Origin of the sequence: Brevibacterium sp. UMB1308A (assembly GCF_030230605.1) — a bacterium.
In the GTDB taxonomy this organism is placed as follows: domain Bacteria; phylum Actinomycetota; class Actinomycetes; order Actinomycetales; family Brevibacteriaceae; genus Brevibacterium.
On record NZ_JASPDO010000010.1, the window covers coordinates 35670 to 51883 of the forward strand.

Genomic DNA, 16214 nt, shown 5'->3' on the forward strand with positions numbered 1-16214 from the left:
ATGACGATGCCAAAGAAATACACGAAACCTGCCCCACCGCTAAGTTCAACGGGCCGAATCCTGTGGCGCGTTGCCGTGGCCGCGGTGGTGTGCCTGGCGATTGCCGTGCCTGCCAGTTTTGGCGCGGCGGCGGCCGTGCAGCTTCTGAAGGTCGAGGTGGTAGAAAAGAACATGTCGTTCAACCCGGCGGCAGATACCTTGGAGCTGACCGGAGAGAATACTCGACTTCACGTCGTGACCACTAAAGGTGAAGGCTTCATTAAGTACAAGGCCGTTGGGTCGGGGGAGCCGCCAAAGGTGGAAACACGAACATCTGACTCTGCCGACCAGGTCAACGTGACGCACGAGCCAGGCAACTGGACGGCAACCAGAAATACCACGGTTACGATCGGTGTGCCTGAAGGTAAGGCACGCAACATCCAGGCTGAGTGGAAATCCGGTGATGTGAGCATCGACGAAGGCACCTACCAGGACGTGAAAGTGACGAGCGATCGGGGTGTGGTTCACTTCGATGCGAAAGCAAAGAATGTGGAGTTGAGTACCAAGTCAGGTATGGTCTCGGCCTCTGGGGAGGTGAAGAACTTCATGGGGCGCGCTCGCACGGGAAGTGTCACGGTGGATGAACTGAAGGTCACCGGCGCGGTTGCTTTAGAAGCGACAAGCGGGGCGGTGACGTACGAAATGCACGAAGACACGCAGCCTTCAAGCATTCGGGCAGAGGCCAAGACTGGCGCGGTAGACATCGAGGTTCAGGATCCAAAAAACGTGCCGGACGGTCGCCCGTACGCAGTGGAAGCTCAAACCCAGACTGGTTCGAAGACCGTCAATGTAGACTCAACAGATTCCGACCCCTACGCGATCCCGGTCACAGCGTCGACCAAAACTGGAGCAATCTCGATTGACTACACCAACTGACGATTCTGTGCAGGGCGGTTCTGTGCAGGAGCCGGACCAGAGCGGTTCTGGTCAGTGCGAAACGGCACCTGCCCTGTACGGAACGGAGCCGTTCCCGTCGCCAGCCCCGGCCAGCTCCGTTCCGCTCGCCCAGGCCACACGGCTGCAACCGGGTGATGTGGTGCGGTGGCGGTTTCGCCGGCACGACTATGCGGCACACGGTGTGGACGTTGTGCAACCGGTGAGGGTGGTGCGTCATGACGAGCGCGGACTAGTGGTGTGGCTGGCCGGGGGTACGCCGGTGGTGCACGCCCGGTTGGCGGGGTTTGAGAGTGTGAACCCTCACAACGTGCCTGATCATGTGCGGTTTAACCCACGCATGGTGGATCGTGTGGCAGTGGGTGGCCAGTGGTACGGGAGCGGGGTGCTACGGCTGATTCCGGTGGGCATGCCCTTTTCGGTGTGGGTGTTCCGTGAAGCGTCAGGCACAGTGAACGCGCACTACGTCAACCTAGAGGGACATCACCGGTTGGGACCCGCAAGGGACCGGCACGCGGTGGGAGAGTTATACACCTCGGACCATGTGCTTGATCTGGTGATTCGCCCGGGCCAGGTGCCACAGCTCAAAGACGAAGACGAACTTGCCGCGGCCGTGAAGTACGGCCAGTGGGACGCTGCCGTCGCGGCTGCAATTCGCGCCAATGCCTCTGTGGCGTTAGACCAGTGGGAGCAAGGTGCGTGGGCGTTTACCGAGGACTGGTCGGGCTGGCAGGCGCCCAGAAGTTGGGAAACCCCGGGGCGGGAATGTGTGGACCCGCACGGCTCGGTAGAGTGGCATCATGGTGACCATTAGACGCGTTCCGCAGCTCAAGAACTTTTTGCCGCTCATGCAGTTTGACCTCAACCTTGGGGGTCGAAAGTCCCGGTTGGCGCGTGTGGGTGACATTGATGACTTGCGCAGGATCGCTAAGCGACGCACACCTGCGGGGCCGTTCAACTACGTGGACGGTGGCGCGCAGGACGAGTACACGTACCGTGGTAACCGTGAAGCGTTTAGGAACTTAGAGTTTGACCCGGCGATTTTGGCGGGCTCGGCCGATGTGGATTTGTCCATTACGATCGCAGGCGTGGAATCGCGTTTGCCGGTGGGGATTGCTCCTACTGGGTTCACCCGCATGATGCACACAGAAGGCGAAGTGGCTGGTGTGCGTACGGCTGACCGTTTTGGGGTGCCGTTCACCCTGTCCACCATGGGTACACGCAGCATTGAGGACGTGGCGGCGTGTGCGCCCAACGCAACCAAGTGGTTCCAGCTGTACTTGTGGCGTGATCGTGACGCGTCCCGGGATCTGTTGGAACGGGCGTGGAAGAACGGCTTTGAAACTCTGTTAGTCACTGTAGACACTACGGTTGCGGGGCGTCGCTTGCGCGATGTGCGCCACGGGCTCACCATCCCGCCTAAGCTTTCTGCCGGAACGGTGTTGGATGCGTCGTACAGGCCAGAGTGGTGGTTTAACTTCTTGACTACTGATCCGCTGACGTACGCGTCGCTGTCGAACGAGGTGTCGGATCTGGCGAGCCTCACCTCATCCATGTTTGACCCCACGTTGAGTTTTGAGGATTTGAAGTGGATTCGGTCGGTGTGGCCCGGCAAGTTGTTTGTGAAGGGTGTTCTGACCGAGGTGGATGCGTCGAAGTCTTTGGACGCCGGGGCTGACGGGTTGGTGGTGTCCAACCACGGTGGTCGTCAGCTTGACCGCGCGCCTATTACCTTGGAGGCGCTTCCGGTGGTCCGTGAAGCGGTGGGTGAGGATGTGCCGATCATCTTGGATTCGGGCATCATGCGTGGTCAGGACATTATTGGTGCGCTGGCGTTGGGTGCTGATTTCACGTTGATTGGCCGGGCTTACTTGTACGGTCTGATGGCTGCCGGTGAAGCTGGGGTGCGCAAGGTGTTTGAGATTCTGGAAAACGAAATGACCGTCACCATGCAACTCATGGGCGCTGGGTCAATTGCCGACCTCAACCCGGACATGGTGCGCACGTACTCGCGTAACTTGAAGTCATAGGTGACAGAACAACATAGGTAAGTGACACCTCGGGCTGTTGCCGGGGCAACCACAACGGAGGGAACCATGGACGCTTTCGAAGCCGAATACGGAACGGTCACGCTGACGATTGAGGACCGGTTGGCGCATGTGGAGTTCAATCGGCCGGAGACCTTGAATTCGCTGACGCATGAGATGTTTGCGGATTTGGTGGATGCGGGGCGGTTCGTGGAGGCGCGTGACGACGTGGCCGCCGTGGTGTTGACCGGTAAGGGTGCTGGGTTCTGCTCTGGCCTGGACATGAGCGAGTTCAAGAAAATGGCTGGTGGGCAGGCGGAGTTGCCGGAGGCTCGTGAGGGTGTGGGCCCGGCGAAGGCGTTGGCGCAGCAGGCTGTTTTTGTGTGGCAGCAGGTGGAAGCGCCGGTGATTGCTGCGGTGCAGAAGGTGGCGTTTGGCGGTGGTTTGCAGATTGCGTTGGGTGCGGATCTGCGGATTGCTCAGCCGGATACCAAGCTGTCGATGATGGAGATCAACTGGGGGATCGTGCCAGATATGTGCGGTACCCAGCTTCTGCCACGTGTGGTGGGGGCCGGGAACGCCAAGCGCATGATTTTCACCGGTGAGGTGGTCACTGGGCAGCGGGCCTACGAGATGGGCTTGGTTGAGGAGCTGGCCCAGGACGCGAACGCACGTGCCTTGGAGTTGGGGCGTGAGTTGGCGGGGAAGTCTCGGTCGGCGTTGACGCAGGCGAAGATGCTGGTGGATTTGAGTGGCCGCGCGTCGTTGAGTGATGCGTTCGCGGCTGAGCAGCGTGCGATCCGCAGCCTTATTGGTGGCGAAGAGCAGGCCGAGGCGGTCCGCAAGCGGATGCAGGAACTGGGGAAAGGTTAAGGCTGGGTTGGCTCTGGGGTGGTGGCCTGGAGCGGACGCCGGGCTGGTGAGGGTCGCCGGGGTCTGGTGATAATCAGTTACTTACCTCAACTGGTGTGCGAACCTGTTGGGCGACTGCTGCCCAAAGGTCAATGTCAACTCCGGGTGCCTCAATGCTTACCACTAGTGAGTATTTGACGCCCTTGTCACTTTGATCATTGTTGCCACGGTTCTTCCACCATCCGCTGACAGGGTAAACAGCAATGACCCCTTTTTGTGCAAGTTCGGCCGCAGTTCCTTTCCAAATATCCGTGTGCAAAGACCCTGGAGACTGTTGCTGGTTACTTCCAAATAGCCATCCTGTCTCAGTGTTTAGAGTTGGAGGGCGTTTCCCCTCGGGGCGTGCATGTTTGTTGATTCGGTGGCGGAAGGAATCAACGCTTTCTTCTGGTCTTCGTGTAGCGAATCTAAGGCCGTGAGACGGGTAGACGTACCGTCCTGTCCATCCGCGACGTGAAGGGTTAGGCTCCACGAAATAGGAGAGAGTCACTCGCAGCTCGACGGGGGTATCTCCTAGATTTTCCAACTCCTCTTCTGGCCACGGTAACCGGTGCAGATTCATTTCACGAAGTTTTCCGTCGTTGCTGTCATCCCTCCGTTCAAAGGGACGAATCGTGGCCTCTGCAATTAAGGTGAGAGCATCTGAAGCACTTCGCAACGCGCGTTCGGCATCCGGTACTCCCATGCCGTAACGGCGCAACAGGGAGACCCTTTCGCTTTTGTTCTTCGCAGCCGTGAAATGTGACCGCATAGTGTTTGTCCACTGAGCAGAGTGCACTACGAGAGCTCTGACTGTTTCTGGGTGAAGCGTCGGATACGTCGCATAGATATCTGCTGCTAGCGCAGCAACTTGCGCAGTCGCTGCCGAGGTATCCCTAGTTGTTGTGAAAAAACCTTGTCCGAGCTTCTGAAGTCTGGTGGTGAGTAAAGACAAGTTTTCTGGCGTATCCGCTGAAGCATTGCCCGGGATCGCAGCGAAGTTTCCTCCATCAGCCACAACATCTGGTTTGAAGGGCCATTTTTTAGGTTCGAACATCACTGATGTCCTGCTTACAGGCGACAACTCTCCTCGCGAAGCGATTGGGGTGTAACCCGCAAACAAGTGAGGCGCCCCAGACATATCGTCCCGCTCCGAATAGGCCCCAACCGTCAGTGCATTCCACGCTTGCGCAGGGTCCTCGACTGGTTCTAAGTCACTCCGGTCTAAATGGTTGTCCCTTGCATCGATACCCCGAATATTGCCAGCGGAAATTAAAAAGAGCCGTGGATGAGGTTCTTCACTAGGATCCAGATACGTGATTCTAGAACCAACGTTGACGACGGATCGCCCGAAACTTAGTGCGTCGATAGTCGCAGACCAGGACGTAGGCTGCCCAGCTTTAGTGGAAGACCCGTCAGTGCTAGCTTCCGTATCTTCGCCCGGGTCGGACGCAGTGACTGCCATCATAAAAACCCGTGAACGCATTGGGGCTTGAACTTCTGGTCGAGCAACTGAACTAGCAGTAATTGCACCATAAATAGCAGGGGCGTTGTGCCCAACATCGGGCAGGAATTTCACTGATTCCAGTCGATGGTAAAGACGAACTGGACGTGAAGACAGTACGGCGGATTCCAAGTTGCCATAAAGCGCTAGACCTGCCATTTCAGTTCCGTGTGGATGCACAGGCGCAGGTTTCCACCGTGCATCGGCCACGTGTATGTCAGAGCCATGAAGTGAGCCAGAAAGAAGGGGATGCGAGTTTTGTACCCCTGTGTCAAGAATACAGACCGCTGGAGCGTCGTCAGGAGCTTCACTAAGTCTCTTGCGTAGGTCTTCTACCCATTCAGTTTGTTCGGATGCTGAACTTTCCACAAGGACGCTAGAAACATCATGTGGGTGCCTCAGCTCGGCAATGTCGTCGAGTGAACTCATGGTCTCAGCAAGCTTTTCAGCAGAGGCTTTCACAAGAATCACTGTGCGACCACTGAATCCGAGGAAATGATCACTCACGCGTAGCCCGTGTTCGCTGGCATAAGCGGTAAATCGGGCCAGTTCGTGGTCATCTCTTTTACGAAGCCAAACTTCCCACCAGCGAACTTCCGTCACGTCAGTGGGAAACAAACCAACAGGGTCGGTCCATAGTTCTTTAATGGTAGCTCTGCGGATCTCCTGGATACCTTCAATGAGGTTCTCGTGTTTAGCTTTTTCCTGTTCGCAAGTCTTGATGTAGTCCTCAAGTCTTTCAAGGAAGTACTGTTTTTTGCCGTCCGGGATATACACGGTGGCGATCTGAACGTTGCCGTCTGGTGTTTCTCGTGTAGTTACTGAAACCAGTTCTGGCTGCTCACCTTGTCGTTGTACGTCGAGACTTTGCAATGCGAGTTCGAAACCTGCAAATGACAAGAAAGAGATGTGCGTTCCTTTTCTTGCCGACTCTTCTTGGGGAGGCGCGCTTGCTTCTGTGTACTCCTCAAGAAGTTTTGTTCCGTGCGCTCTCCGGTTGCTGATAGCGGCTCTACTGGTCTTGTTGCGCCCACTGCTTGACGGTGTGTATGGCTCGTGCTGTGGTGAGGACGGCACGAATATGTGTTCGCGATTTCGCTTACTCATCGATTGTCACTATCGCTCAACTGAAGTGTTCACGCGCGGGCGGTCTTCCAGTGCAGCGACAAGGTCGTCTGTGAGTATTCGTGTTGTCCCACTGAGAACTGAGCTCTTCGCCGAATTTTCGGCAGCAACTGCGATCTCGGCGTGGCTTAACCCTCTAGCCGCTAGGATTACTCGTCTCCAGCCGAGGTTGCCTATTTGAAATGTGGCGAGCCGGTTTTTGATGACGGACTTGATTCCCTCATCGTCGGGAAGGTCGAACTCGAGGGTAGTGTCGACCCGGCGAAACAGGGCTTTATCGAGTAACTGCGGGTGGTTTGTCGCAGTGATGATGAGGCTGTCAGAAATGTCCTCTTCCAGAAACTGCAGGAACGAGTTGAGAACGCGTCTGATCTCTCCTACATCATTCTCAGCCGCACGATCACCGGCCAGGGCATCCACTTCGTCAAAAAAATACACCCCACGGGTTTCAGCGATCGAATCGAATATCAGCCTTAACTTTGCTGCTGTAGCGCCCATGTACTTAGTGATCATTGAGTCGAGACGAACCGTGAATAGAGGCAAATTGAGTTCCGCGGCGATCACCTGCGCGGTTGTTGTTTTGCCGGTTCCCGGTGGGCCAGTCAAAAGTAAACGCTGAGCAGGACGCAGCCCGTGGCGGACAAGCGTGTCTCGTTGCCGCTGTTCAGTGAGAACACGGACAATACTTGCAGATAGCTTCTCGGAAAGGACTAGGTCGCCTAAATGAGCATTTGGGTAGGTGACAGAGAGCAGGGAAGCGAGCTCGCCCCTGGGCTGGATGACTGGAATTACAGGTGCTACAGAAGGTGCAGTCCTGTTCTCACGGAGATCATCAACGAGATCGCGTAGATCTTTTGCAAGGTTAGTGTGCCCGGACCTCGCTGCCCTAGCCGCAACTTGCATGGCAACAGCGTAAAACTGCGCGTCATCGCCGTCGGCGTGACTTTGCACCAAAGCCTTAAGCTGATCGCTTGTTGCCACGGGCCGCCCCTCCTTTCGATTTATTCTGTCTGTTGAACCTGGCCTCAACACACGTCGTTCATATAGTTCACTTCAGTTTAACCTTCAAAGGTTGCGGGGAGTAGTGTAGCTACGGCTGGGCTGGTGCGGGTCTGATTCCGGCTGTTTACTCTACACTCCTCGAAGCAGTGTGTAGAGTAAACGCTCTTTTTGTTCGTTTTGTTCACGTTTTCGGCCCAAAATCGGCGAGTTACTCACCACAGCAAATCCAAATCCGTTCTCTTGTGTAGAGAAAACGTGTCCGAACTAGAACCTGACTGGTCAGTTTCCGAATAGCCGCTCCGGGGCCGAATACACATTAAACGTCCCCTTTCGGTTGAACCCGATCACCGTCACACCCAGGCTGTTCCCCAACTCCACGGCTGCGGAGCTGGGTGCGCTCACCGCCGAAAGCACCGGCACCCCCGCCATCGCCGCCTTCTGCACCAGTTCAAACGACGCGCGCGAGGACACCTGAAGCACGCAAGAACACAGCGGGAGGAGATCTTCGCGCATCGCCCACCCCAGGACCTTGTCTACGGCGTTGTGACGGCCCACGTCCTCGGCGACGGTGAGTAAGGATGGGGAGGTGGCTGGAGAGCCTGAGCCAGCGCCGGTTCCAGCCCTCGCGCTTGAAGAAGTACCCCAGGTCGTCCCAGCCCCCGCCCCGAACTCAAACAGTCCGGCCGCGTGAATCCCGCCGGTTGTGGCAAACAGGGGTTGTTGGTCGCGCATGATGTTCGGCAGCTCGCAAATAACTGCAGGGTCAAAGAATGGTTCAGGTGGCGGCAGAGGATAGCTCGACACCTTCGTCACTGCTTCCAGCGCAGCCGTGCCACAGACCCCGCACGCCGAACTGGTGTAGATGTTCCGTTCCTGCCCCGCTGGAAGCCCGCCGTTCTGCGCCAGGGCAGCTGACACCTCGGGCGAAAGACGCACCCTAGCCACGTTGTAGTTGCGGGTGCCGTCAGGGTCCAAGCCGGTGGAGAAATCGATCTCCACCACATCACTTGCAGTGCGGATGATCCCTTCGCCCAGAAGCAGGCCCAGCACCAGCTCTGTGTCCATGCCGGGGGTGCGCATCATGACGGTGAACTCCTGGTCGCCTAACCGGATTTCTAGGGGTTCTTCGCCTGCGACTTTGTCGGTTTTAGTGCGGATACAGCCGTTGGGCCCAAACACGTGGACGCGGGTGCGGACGGAACGACGCATGGTGACCTTTCGGCTGGAGGATACGCTGGCCCTATGGTCGAAAACGGTACATCACAAAGCGGGCAGGTGGGAGCCTCGGGGCCGGGAGCAGACCCCGCCCAGGCGCCGAATCCACTGGACGCCATGCGGATCGCGTACGAAAGTGGCGCTCGCCTGCCCGCCCCGCAGGTCACGCGCCCGTTGGCCGAGTGCGTCGGTCAGGTGCTTGCCCAGGACGTGTACGTGGTGAGGGATGTGCCGCATTATGATTCCTCGGCCATGGATGGGTTTGCGGTGCGCGGCCCGGGGCCGTGGATCGTGGGGGAGAATGCGTGGCCGGTGGCGACGGGGTCGCTGGTACCTTCGGAAGCCACCTCGGTGGTGCGGCAAGAGTGGGTGCAGGTTGATGCTGGTGTCGGTGGGGCTAGTGAGGCTGGTGGCGGGGCTGGCGCTGAGCGGATTTCCTTAGCGCCAGGGATGCCACAACGCGATCTGGAACCTGGCCGAAACATCCGCCGAGCCGGTCGCGAAGCCCTCGCAGGAGACTTGGTCGCCCGTGCCGGGGAAGTGCTCACGCCTGCTCAGGTGGCGTTCGCAGCGGTGGCGGGGCATGACGCGTTGCCGGTGCGTGCTCGGCCACGGGTGGGGTTGTTGTTGACCGGCACCGAGGTCGTCGCCTCCGGCCTGCCCCAGCCCGGGTTCGTGCGTGATGCGTTTGGCCCGCAGTTGCCTGCGTATGTGCGCATGTTGGGTGCCGAGGTTGTTGCCAGTGTGCGGATCGGCGACGGTGAGGCGGAAACTGTAGCGGCCTTGGATCAGTTGGTGGGCCAGTGTGACGTTGTGGTGTCCACGGGTGGAACTGGGCATTCGCGGGTCGATGAGGTCAGGCGTGCTGCGCTGAGGCGGGTTGAAGGTGGGGATGGCTACGTCCTGTTCCCTGAACTCAACATGCGCCCCGGTCACCCCACGTTTCTCATGGAACATTCGGGGGTGGTGCATGTGGGCCTGCCGGGTAACCCATTGGCAGCGATGGTGGCGTTGCGGCTCGTGCTTACCCACGTAATCCGAGGTGCCTTGGGCCGTAGCGTCGAACAGCCCGGAACTGTGATTCTGGCCCACGATTTCGACCCCGGCCAGGGCCGCTCTGGTGCGGGATCCGCGTGGCGAGTGATGCCCGCCAAGCCGGTAGAAACCTCGGCGGGAGAAGGTAGGCAGCAAAGCACACAACCGCGGGACACCTCGGGCACGGGAGCGAACACGAACCGCTGGGAGCTGTGTGACAAGCGGGGTTCAAACATGTTGCGCGGACTGGCGCAGGCGCGCGGGTTGGTGGTCATCCCACCGGAAGGCGCGGGAGCCGGGGACGCGTTGGTGTGCTTGCCGTTGCCCGTGTGAGGCGCCCTGACCGTTAAGCCACGCCCTGATAAGGCGCCACGACTACCTGGCCTTGCCTAGGTCTTTTGCGTCGGCGGTGGTGGGTCGTACGGGGTCGATGTTGCGTTGGGCGGCCGCGTCGAGGATCGCGTCGACGGTACCCAGTTCGATGATTTCGTTGAGCAGGTGCAGGGTGGGGCGCATCATGTCGAGGCGGTGGGCGTTGTAGTCGGCTAGCAGTGTGTGGGCGGGTGCCCATTCGGAGTTGGTGGCTTCTGTGGTTTGGTGTTGGGCGGCGAGGTTGTGGGCATCGGCGACATAGAAGTACGTGTCGAAGCGGCGTTTGGGGCCCGGTGGGGTGGTCCAGTTGGCCCAGGGGTGCAGTGCTGAGGGGTCGAGGGTGGCGCCGGTTTCTTCGCGGGTTTCGCGTACGGCGGCGGTGAGGAGCGCGTTGATGGTGGGTGTGTCTGTGGCCCAGGTGCGGGCCCATTTTTGGGCGTGAGAGGCCGAGGCGGTGATGGGGGAGTGGTAGTCGGCCTCGTCTACGCGGCCGCCGGGGTAGACGACCATGCCGGCGGCAAAGTCGATGGTGGTCACACGGTGTTGGATGAAGAGTTCGAGGTGCGGGTTGTTGCGGACCATGAGGACACTCACGGCTTTGCGGATGGGCACCTGTAGTGGGTCGAAGTCGCTTGGCGGGTTTGCGGGTGTGTGATCAGCCATGATGCTCCTCTCTGACGCACTGCCCCTTACTGTACCTGGTGATTGTGATCTGAAGCACTTGAACGTACGATAAGTTTGGTGGTCACACCCCATATTTTTGGTTAAACAGTCGTTTCGAAGGAGAAGCAATGGCAGAGCCCCGCGTAATCAATGGTGTTGAAGAACTCGAAGCTTTGGTCGGTCAGCAAGTAGGGACCGGTGAATGGTTTGAAATTACTCAGGAACGTGTTTCTCAGTTCGCAGACGCAACCAACGACCACCAGTGGATTCACATCGATGAAGAACGAGCCAAGGAAGGGCCGTTCGGTTCCACCATTGCGCACGGCTATCTGACCCTGAGCCTGATTGCTGGTCTGAGCCCTGAGATTTTCACCATCACCGGAATGAAGATGATGATCAACTACGGACTCAACAAGGTGCGTTTCCCGCAACCTGTTCCCGTGGGTTCGCGCGTGCGTGACGTTGTGGAAGTGGCCGAGGTGAACCGCAAGTCATCCGGCGTGCAGGTAGTCATGAACCACACTGTCGAAATCGAAGGTTCTGACAAGCCAGCCTGCATCGCACAGACCGTCACACTCATGGTTGAGGCTTAACCAGCTATTCCTCACAGGCGCACGTGCGGGGACTTGAGTTTTCGCACGTGCGCTAAATTGGAATGGTGGATTTGTGGGCAACTCAACTGTTTGAACTCGACTGGCCAGCATGGCTAGTCACGCTGCTGATCATCCCAGATATTCTGATTCGGCTCATTGCCCTGGGGTGGGTTCCGTACAGGCGCAAACCAGCTGTGGGGCTGGGATGGTTGTTAGCCATTTTCTTCATCCCGTATGTGGGGATTATTGCGTTTTTGATCTTTGGTAGTTCAAAGTTGCCGGCAAAACGCCGAAAAGACCAGCAAACAATTAACGACTTAATCAAAGCTCAGACTGGCGCCCAAGCCATTTTGGGCAAATCCGAACACCTATCGGAACCACTTCGCACCTCGGCGCAATTGAATTACTCTTTGGGTGCACTTCCCATGACGCACGGGAACTCTTTTAGCTTGTTGCCGGATAACCACGAAGCTATCCGTTTGATGGCTAAAGAGGTTGAGCAGGCTAAGAAGTTCGTGCACGTGGAGTTTTATATCGCCGCCTACGACTCGACTACCGCCCCGTTCTTTGACGCTTTGAAGGAAGCCGCGGAGCGTGGGGTGCACGTGCGTGTGCTGGTGGACCACATTGGTTGCGTGGGATACCCAGGCTACAAAGAGCTCGTGAAGCTCATGGATAACTCACCTATTGACTGGCGGCGGAGTCTGCCGGTGCGGCCGTGGCGGTTAGAGTATCAGCGTCCTGATTTGCGGAATCACCGCAAAATTGTGGTGATCGACGGTGAGGTTGGGTTCACTGGTTCGCTCAATGCGATTGATAAGACGTACAACAAGCGTGCGAATGTGAAGAAAGGCTTTGAGTGGAAAGACTTGGCCATTAGGTGCACGGGCCCGGTGGTTAACGAGCTAGACGCCGTGTTCGCGACTGACTGGTACTCAGAAACCGGTGACATCATTTCTGACGAGTTGCAACTGACCATGGAGGTCCCGAACGAGGGTGGAATCATGGCGCAAGCGGTGCCCTCAGGGCCGGGTTTTCCGTTAGAAAACAACCTGAGGCTGTTTAATCACTTGGTGTATAACGCGAACAGGCGCGTTGTGATTGTGACTCCGTATTTTGTGCCGAATGAGTCGCTGAAGCAGGCGTTGACGACGGAAGCGCATTCTGGGGTTGATGTTCGGATTTACGTGTCTGAGCAGGGAAACCACGCTGTTTTGCAGTATGCGCAAGAGTCGTTTTATGAAGAGCTGATGGAGAACGGGGTGAAGATCTTCCTTTACCCCAAGCCCACGATCCTGCACTCGAAGTTCATCCTGATCGATGACAACGTCACGGTGATTGGGTCATCGAACATGGACGAGCGGTCGTTTGCCATGAACATGGAGATCAGCCTGCTCATTGTTGATGAAGGTGTGACGTCGTCGCTGTATGACTTGGAAGAAGAAGCGTACGTGCCGGTGGTGAAAGAGCTCAATATCGAGCAGTGGCGTAAGCGTTCGCTGAAGCAGAAGTATCTAGAGAATGTGTGCCGCTTAACGTCGTCGTTGTTGTAAGAGGCGCAGGTTGGGAGGTACATCGCGGGAAATCAGTAACCCCGGTGATGTACGTCTAAAACGCAGGGATCGCTCCGGGGCTTTCACAATTAGTGTAACACTAGTACGTATGATGCCCGATTCAACTGGCGCAAGTAACCTTGAAACATGGTTCTCATCAGAGCGGATGAGTGCGTACAACTTCCACCCAGATCCTGAAGCTCTCTATGTGTGGAACACACGTGTAACCAAGTGTTTCTTGGAAGACATCCAACACGTTGAAGTACTTTTGCGTAACTGCGTTGATAAAGCTGTTTCTCCACGATATGGAGAGCATTGGTACAACAATTCAGCGATCCCTTTTACCCGGGAGGCTAAGCGCGCTGTTGCGAAGGCACTAAAGCGCGTAGGGGCGACTAAAGACAAGATGCCATCCTCGGGGCAGGTTATTGCGGAATTGAGTTTTGATTTCTGGGCGTACCTTTTTACCAGCAATTATTCATCGACAATCTGGCCGTTAGTTCGTAAAACTCTAATAGCCACGCCCACCGCTGGCACACAGAGTTCGCGGTCGAGTATTTCCGTTCCTTCCTTGTCCGACTTTAAAGATGAGGTTGATGTGGCTTACCACTTACGTAACAGATGCGCTCATCATGAGCCCATCATCCGCAAAAACAGGCAGGAAGAAGAATTCATCCTGATCGATGACAACGTCACGGTGATTGGGTCATCGAACATGGACGAACGGTCGTTTGCCATGAATATGGAGATCAGCCTGCTCATTGTTGATGAAGGTGTGACGTCGTCGCTGTATGACTTGGAAGAAGAAGCGTACGTGCCGGTGGTGAAAGAGCTCAACATCGAGCAGTGGCGTAAGCGTTCGCTGAAGCAGAAGTATCTAGAGAACGTGTGTCGCTTAACGTCGTCGTTGTTGTGAAGGCGAAAGGGCGGGGGATCGTGGATCACCCGCCCCTTTCACTAAGCACTTACTTCGTAGGTGCTGGACCTTCTTCGTCCATAGGAGTAGCCGGGTCGGAAACGACGTCGTCAGGAACGTCGGCCTTGGGGTCGTTTTCGACCTTCGCCTTCACATCGTTGGTGGCTTCCTTCGCCTTAGCAACACCAGTGTCTGCGGCTTCCTTCACCTTGTCTACAACAACTGGTGCTTTGTCTTTGACTGCCTGTGCAACAACAGGAGCCTTTTCTTCGATCTGCTCGCGTGCAGTGTCGATACCGTCCTGGACCTTAGGGTCGTTCCACAGGTTTGTTGCCTGGCGCTTGAGGTTTTCGTAGCTCTGGCGTCCGGCGCGCGAACCCAGGACAAATCCGATACCAATTCCGGCAAGAAGGACAAGTCGTTTCTTCATGTGAAGCTCCTAAATTTTAGCTTTGGCGACCAGTTTCATTATGTCAGGTGGCGAGTGTAAGTGAACATTTCGCGTGAACTTCTCATAAAAGGAGGGGTGTGGCCACCAGTTGGCGACCACACCCCTCTTCAGTGTTCAGGCGTTACTTACGTGCGTTAATCGCTTCAGTTGCCTGCGGCAGGACGTTGAACAAGTCGCCAACAACACCGTAGTCTGCGAGCTCAAAGATAGGAGCTTCTGCATCCTTGTTGACAGCAACAATGTTCTTCGAGGTCTGCATGCCAGCACGGTGCTGGATCGCGCCGGAAATACCAGCAGCAACATACAGCTGAGGCGAAACGACCTTACCGGTCTGACCAACCTGGCTTGAGTGTGGGTACCAGCCAGCGTCAACTGCGGCACGTGACGCACCGACGGCAGCGCCGAGCGAGTCCGCAAGAGCTTCGACTGGGCCAAAGTCTCCACCGGTACCGCGTCCACCGGAAACAACAATCGGTGCTTCCGTGAGGTTTGGGCGACCTGAAGACGGCTTTTCTTCAACCGAGACAATGCGTGCAGTCTTTGCCGCGTCGCTTGCGGTGAAGTTAACAGCTTCAACAGCTGCCTGTGCGCCAGCTTCAACCGGTGATACCGAGTTTGGCTTCACGGCAACAATCGGGGTGCCCTTGGTGACCTTACCGGTGATGGTGTAGGCGCCAGCGAATACCGACTGGGTAGCGGTGAAGTCAGCTTCAACTTCTACAGCGTCAGTGATGACACCGGATCCAGACTTGATTGCGGTGCGGCCAGCAATTTCCTTGCCTTCTGCGGTCGAGGAAACCAGGACACCTGCAGGCTGGCGCTCAGAAATGAGTTGTGCGAGCAGTTCAGCCTTAGGAGCAACAAGGTATTCGTTAAGTGCAGGGTCGCTAGCAACAAGAACCTTCGTTGCACCGTACTGGCCCAAGGATGTTGCAGCGTTCTGCGCCTGGTCGTCAGACCCAACGAACACAGCTACAGGTTCGCCAGACTGCTGGGCAATTGCGAGGAGTTCAAATGTGGACTTTTGTACGTTGCCGTCCACGTGGTCTACAAGAACGAGAACTTCAGACATGTTTCGATTCCCTTTGTGTTAGTTGGACGGATTGATTAAACGAGCTTCTTGGAAGCGAGCCACTCAACGAGCTGGTTTCCACCTTCGCCCTCATCGGTGACAATTTCACCAGCGGTGCGTGGAGGACGTTCGGCAATGTTGACCACCTGGGTGGTCGCACCGTCGAACCCAACTTCAGCTTCGTCGAGTTCAATGTCTTCAAGGTCGTAGTAGTCAATTGGCTTCTTCTTAGCCGCCATGATGCCCTTGAAGGATGGGTAGCGAGGTTCGTTGATCTGGTCGGTCACGCTCACAACGGCAGGCAGGCTCACTTCAATGAACTGGCTGGATGTGTCACCGTCGCGACGAATGCGAACGGTGCTTCCTTCAACAGTGACTTCCGAGGCCTGAGTTGCTGCTGGGCGTCCCAGCAGTTCAGCAACCATGGTTGGCATAACGCTCATGCCACCGTCGGTGGAGGAAAGGCCAGTGAGGATGAGGTCAACCTGTTCCTCTTCTTCCTCTTCGTATGCCTTGATCGCTGCAGCCAGAACCTTCGCGGTTCCTACTGCACATGTGCCTTCGATGTCTTCGTCGTCAACGTGAACGCCTGCATCGGCACCCATCTGGAGTGCTTTGCGCACAGCGTCTTCTGCGTCTTCGGGTCCAACTGTGAGTGCGATAACTTCAGCATCGCCTACAGCTTCTTTGATCTTGAGAGCTTCTTCTACCGCGTATTCGTCAAGCTCGGAAAGAATTCCGTCGCTTTCGCGATCTACTGTGTTGTCATCGTTGAAAGTCCGGTCGCCAGCTGCGTCCGGGACGTACTTAACAAAAGTGACAATCCGCATATCAGCAGTCATCCTTCCTGGCCCAATGGCCG

Annotated in this window: 15 protein-coding genes; 8 read left to right on the top strand and 7 right to left on the bottom strand. The window is 56.8% G+C overall.

Annotated elements, in window-relative coordinates; all coding sequences use genetic code 11:
- The 4 genes from QP868_RS06080 (at position 1) to QP868_RS06095 (ending at position 3833) form a co-directional block, all read left to right on the top strand.
- Positions 1 to 915: a DUF4097 family beta strand repeat-containing protein gene (locus QP868_RS06080; protein ID WP_284925713.1), complete on the top strand. Its 915-nt coding sequence runs from the start codon at positions 1 to 3 to the stop codon at positions 913 to 915.
- Positions 899 to 1747: a ribonuclease FAU-1 family protein gene (locus QP868_RS06085; protein WP_284925714.1), complete on the top strand. Its 849-nt coding sequence runs from the start codon at positions 899 to 901 to the stop codon at positions 1745 to 1747. Before QP868_RS06080 ends, QP868_RS06085 begins: the two co-directional genes overlap by 17 nt.
- The gene (locus QP868_RS06090; protein WP_284925715.1) at positions 1734 to 2963 is read left to right on the top strand and encodes an alpha-hydroxy acid oxidase; all 1230 of its coding nucleotides are present in this window, start codon (positions 1734 to 1736) and stop codon (positions 2961 to 2963) included. Before QP868_RS06085 ends, QP868_RS06090 begins: the two co-directional genes overlap by 14 nt.
- 66 nt (positions 2964 to 3029) lie before the next feature.
- Complete coding sequence (locus QP868_RS06095; RefSeq protein ID WP_284925716.1) at positions 3030 to 3833, top strand: crotonase/enoyl-CoA hydratase family protein; 804 nt, start codon at positions 3030 to 3032, stop codon at positions 3831 to 3833.
- Between the two features lie 73 nt (positions 3834 to 3906).
- Here QP868_RS06095 and QP868_RS06100 read toward each other — a convergent pair whose 3' ends face one another.
- The 3 genes from QP868_RS06100 to QP868_RS06110 form a co-directional block, all read right to left on the bottom strand.
- Positions 3907 to 6462, bottom strand: a complete 2556-nt coding sequence (locus tag QP868_RS06100; protein WP_284925717.1) for a S8 family peptidase — start codon at positions 6460 to 6462, stop codon at positions 3907 to 3909.
- Between the two features lie 9 nt (positions 6463 to 6471).
- Positions 6472 to 7461, bottom strand: coding sequence for an AAA family ATPase (locus tag QP868_RS06105; protein ID WP_284925718.1), 990 nt, complete (start codon positions 7459 to 7461; stop codon positions 6472 to 6474).
- Between the two features lie 300 nt (positions 7462 to 7761).
- Positions 7762 to 8691 carry a formate dehydrogenase accessory sulfurtransferase FdhD gene (locus QP868_RS06110; RefSeq protein WP_284925719.1) on the bottom strand — a complete coding sequence of 310 codons (930 nt, stop codon included), beginning with the start codon at positions 8689 to 8691 and terminating at the stop codon, positions 7762 to 7764.
- A gap of 33 nt (positions 8692 to 8724) precedes the next feature.
- On the opposite strand from QP868_RS06110, the gene QP868_RS06115 reads away from it, so the two are divergent.
- The gene (locus QP868_RS06115; protein WP_284925720.1) at positions 8725 to 10065 is read left to right on the top strand and encodes a molybdopterin molybdotransferase MoeA; all 1341 of its coding nucleotides are present in this window, start codon (positions 8725 to 8727) and stop codon (positions 10063 to 10065) included.
- Positions 10066 to 10107: 42 nt separating this feature from the next.
- Here the strand turns inward: QP868_RS06115 and QP868_RS06120 are convergent, their stop codons facing one another.
- On the bottom strand, positions 10108 to 10767 hold the full coding sequence (locus tag QP868_RS06120; protein ID WP_284925721.1) for an NUDIX hydrolase: 660 nt from the start codon (positions 10765 to 10767) through the stop codon (positions 10108 to 10110).
- Between the two features lie 128 nt (positions 10768 to 10895).
- Here QP868_RS06120 and QP868_RS06125 point away from each other — a divergent pair, with 128 nt between their 5' ends.
- The 3 genes from QP868_RS06125 (at position 10896) to QP868_RS06135 (ending at position 13829) form a co-directional block, all read left to right on the top strand.
- Complete coding sequence (locus QP868_RS06125; protein WP_284925722.1) at positions 10896 to 11360, top strand: MaoC family dehydratase; 465 nt, start codon at positions 10896 to 10898, stop codon at positions 11358 to 11360.
- Positions 11361 to 11422: 62 nt separating this feature from the next.
- Entirely contained in the window at positions 11423 to 12913 is a 1491-nt protein-coding gene (cls, locus tag QP868_RS06130) for a cardiolipin synthase (protein WP_350309982.1), read from the top strand.
- Positions 12914 to 13022: 109 nt separating this feature from the next.
- Positions 13023 to 13829, top strand: a complete 807-nt coding sequence (locus QP868_RS06135; protein ID WP_284925723.1) for a phospholipase D-like domain-containing protein — start codon at positions 13023 to 13025, stop codon at positions 13827 to 13829.
- Positions 13830 to 13878: 49 nt separating this feature from the next.
- Here the strand turns inward: QP868_RS06135 and QP868_RS06140 are convergent, their stop codons facing one another.
- The 3 genes from QP868_RS06140 to QP868_RS06150 form a co-directional block, all read right to left on the bottom strand.
- Positions 13879 to 14259, bottom strand: coding sequence for a hypothetical protein (locus QP868_RS06140; protein WP_284925724.1), 381 nt, complete (start codon positions 14257 to 14259; stop codon positions 13879 to 13881).
- A 142-nt stretch (positions 14260 to 14401) separates the two neighbouring features.
- On the bottom strand, positions 14402 to 15352 hold the full coding sequence (locus QP868_RS06145; RefSeq protein WP_284925725.1) for an electron transfer flavoprotein subunit alpha/FixB family protein: 951 nt from the start codon (positions 15350 to 15352) through the stop codon (positions 14402 to 14404).
- 35 nt (positions 15353 to 15387) lie between these two features.
- Positions 15388 to 16182, bottom strand: coding sequence for an electron transfer flavoprotein subunit beta/FixA family protein (locus tag QP868_RS06150; RefSeq protein ID WP_284925744.1), 795 nt, complete (start codon positions 16180 to 16182; stop codon positions 15388 to 15390).
- Positions 16183 to 16214 lie beyond the last annotated feature (32 nt).

Bases quoted from the DNA above. Each gene is read 5' to 3' on its own strand.
- QP868_RS06150 (WP_284925744.1), bottom strand. From the start codon at position 16,182: ATGCGGATTGTCACTTTTGTTAAGTACGTCCCGGACGCAGCTGGCGAC.
- cls (WP_350309982.1), top strand. From the start codon at position 11,423: ATGGTGGATTTGTGGGCAACTCAACTGTTTGAACTCGACTGGCCAGCA.
- QP868_RS06145 (WP_284925725.1), bottom strand. From the start codon at position 15,352: ATGTCTGAAGTTCTCGTTCTTGTAGACCACGTGGACGGCAACGTACAA.
- QP868_RS06135 (WP_284925723.1), top strand. From the start codon at position 13,023: ATGATGCCCGATTCAACTGGCGCAAGTAACCTTGAAACATGGTTCTCA.
- QP868_RS06090 (WP_284925715.1), top strand. From the start codon at position 1,734: ATGGTGACCATTAGACGCGTTCCGCAGCTCAAGAACTTTTTGCCGCTC.
- QP868_RS06095 (WP_284925716.1), top strand. From the start codon at position 3,030: ATGGACGCTTTCGAAGCCGAATACGGAACGGTCACGCTGACGATTGAG.
- QP868_RS06080 (WP_284925713.1), top strand. From the start codon at position 1: ATGACGATGCCAAAGAAATACACGAAACCTGCCCCACCGCTAAGTTCA.
- QP868_RS06140 (WP_284925724.1), bottom strand. From the start codon at position 14,259: ATGAAGAAACGACTTGTCCTTCTTGCCGGAATTGGTATCGGATTTGTC.
- QP868_RS06100 (WP_284925717.1), bottom strand. From the start codon at position 6,462: ATGAGTAAGCGAAATCGCGAACACATATTCGTGCCGTCCTCACCACAG.
- QP868_RS06125 (WP_284925722.1), top strand. From the start codon at position 10,896: ATGGCAGAGCCCCGCGTAATCAATGGTGTTGAAGAACTCGAAGCTTTG.
- QP868_RS06115 (WP_284925720.1), top strand. From the start codon at position 8,725: ATGGTCGAAAACGGTACATCACAAAGCGGGCAGGTGGGAGCCTCGGGG.
- QP868_RS06110 (WP_284925719.1), bottom strand. From the start codon at position 8,691: ATGCGTCGTTCCGTCCGCACCCGCGTCCACGTGTTTGGGCCCAACGGC.
- QP868_RS06120 (WP_284925721.1), bottom strand. From the start codon at position 10,767: ATGGCTGATCACACACCCGCAAACCCGCCAAGCGACTTCGACCCACTA.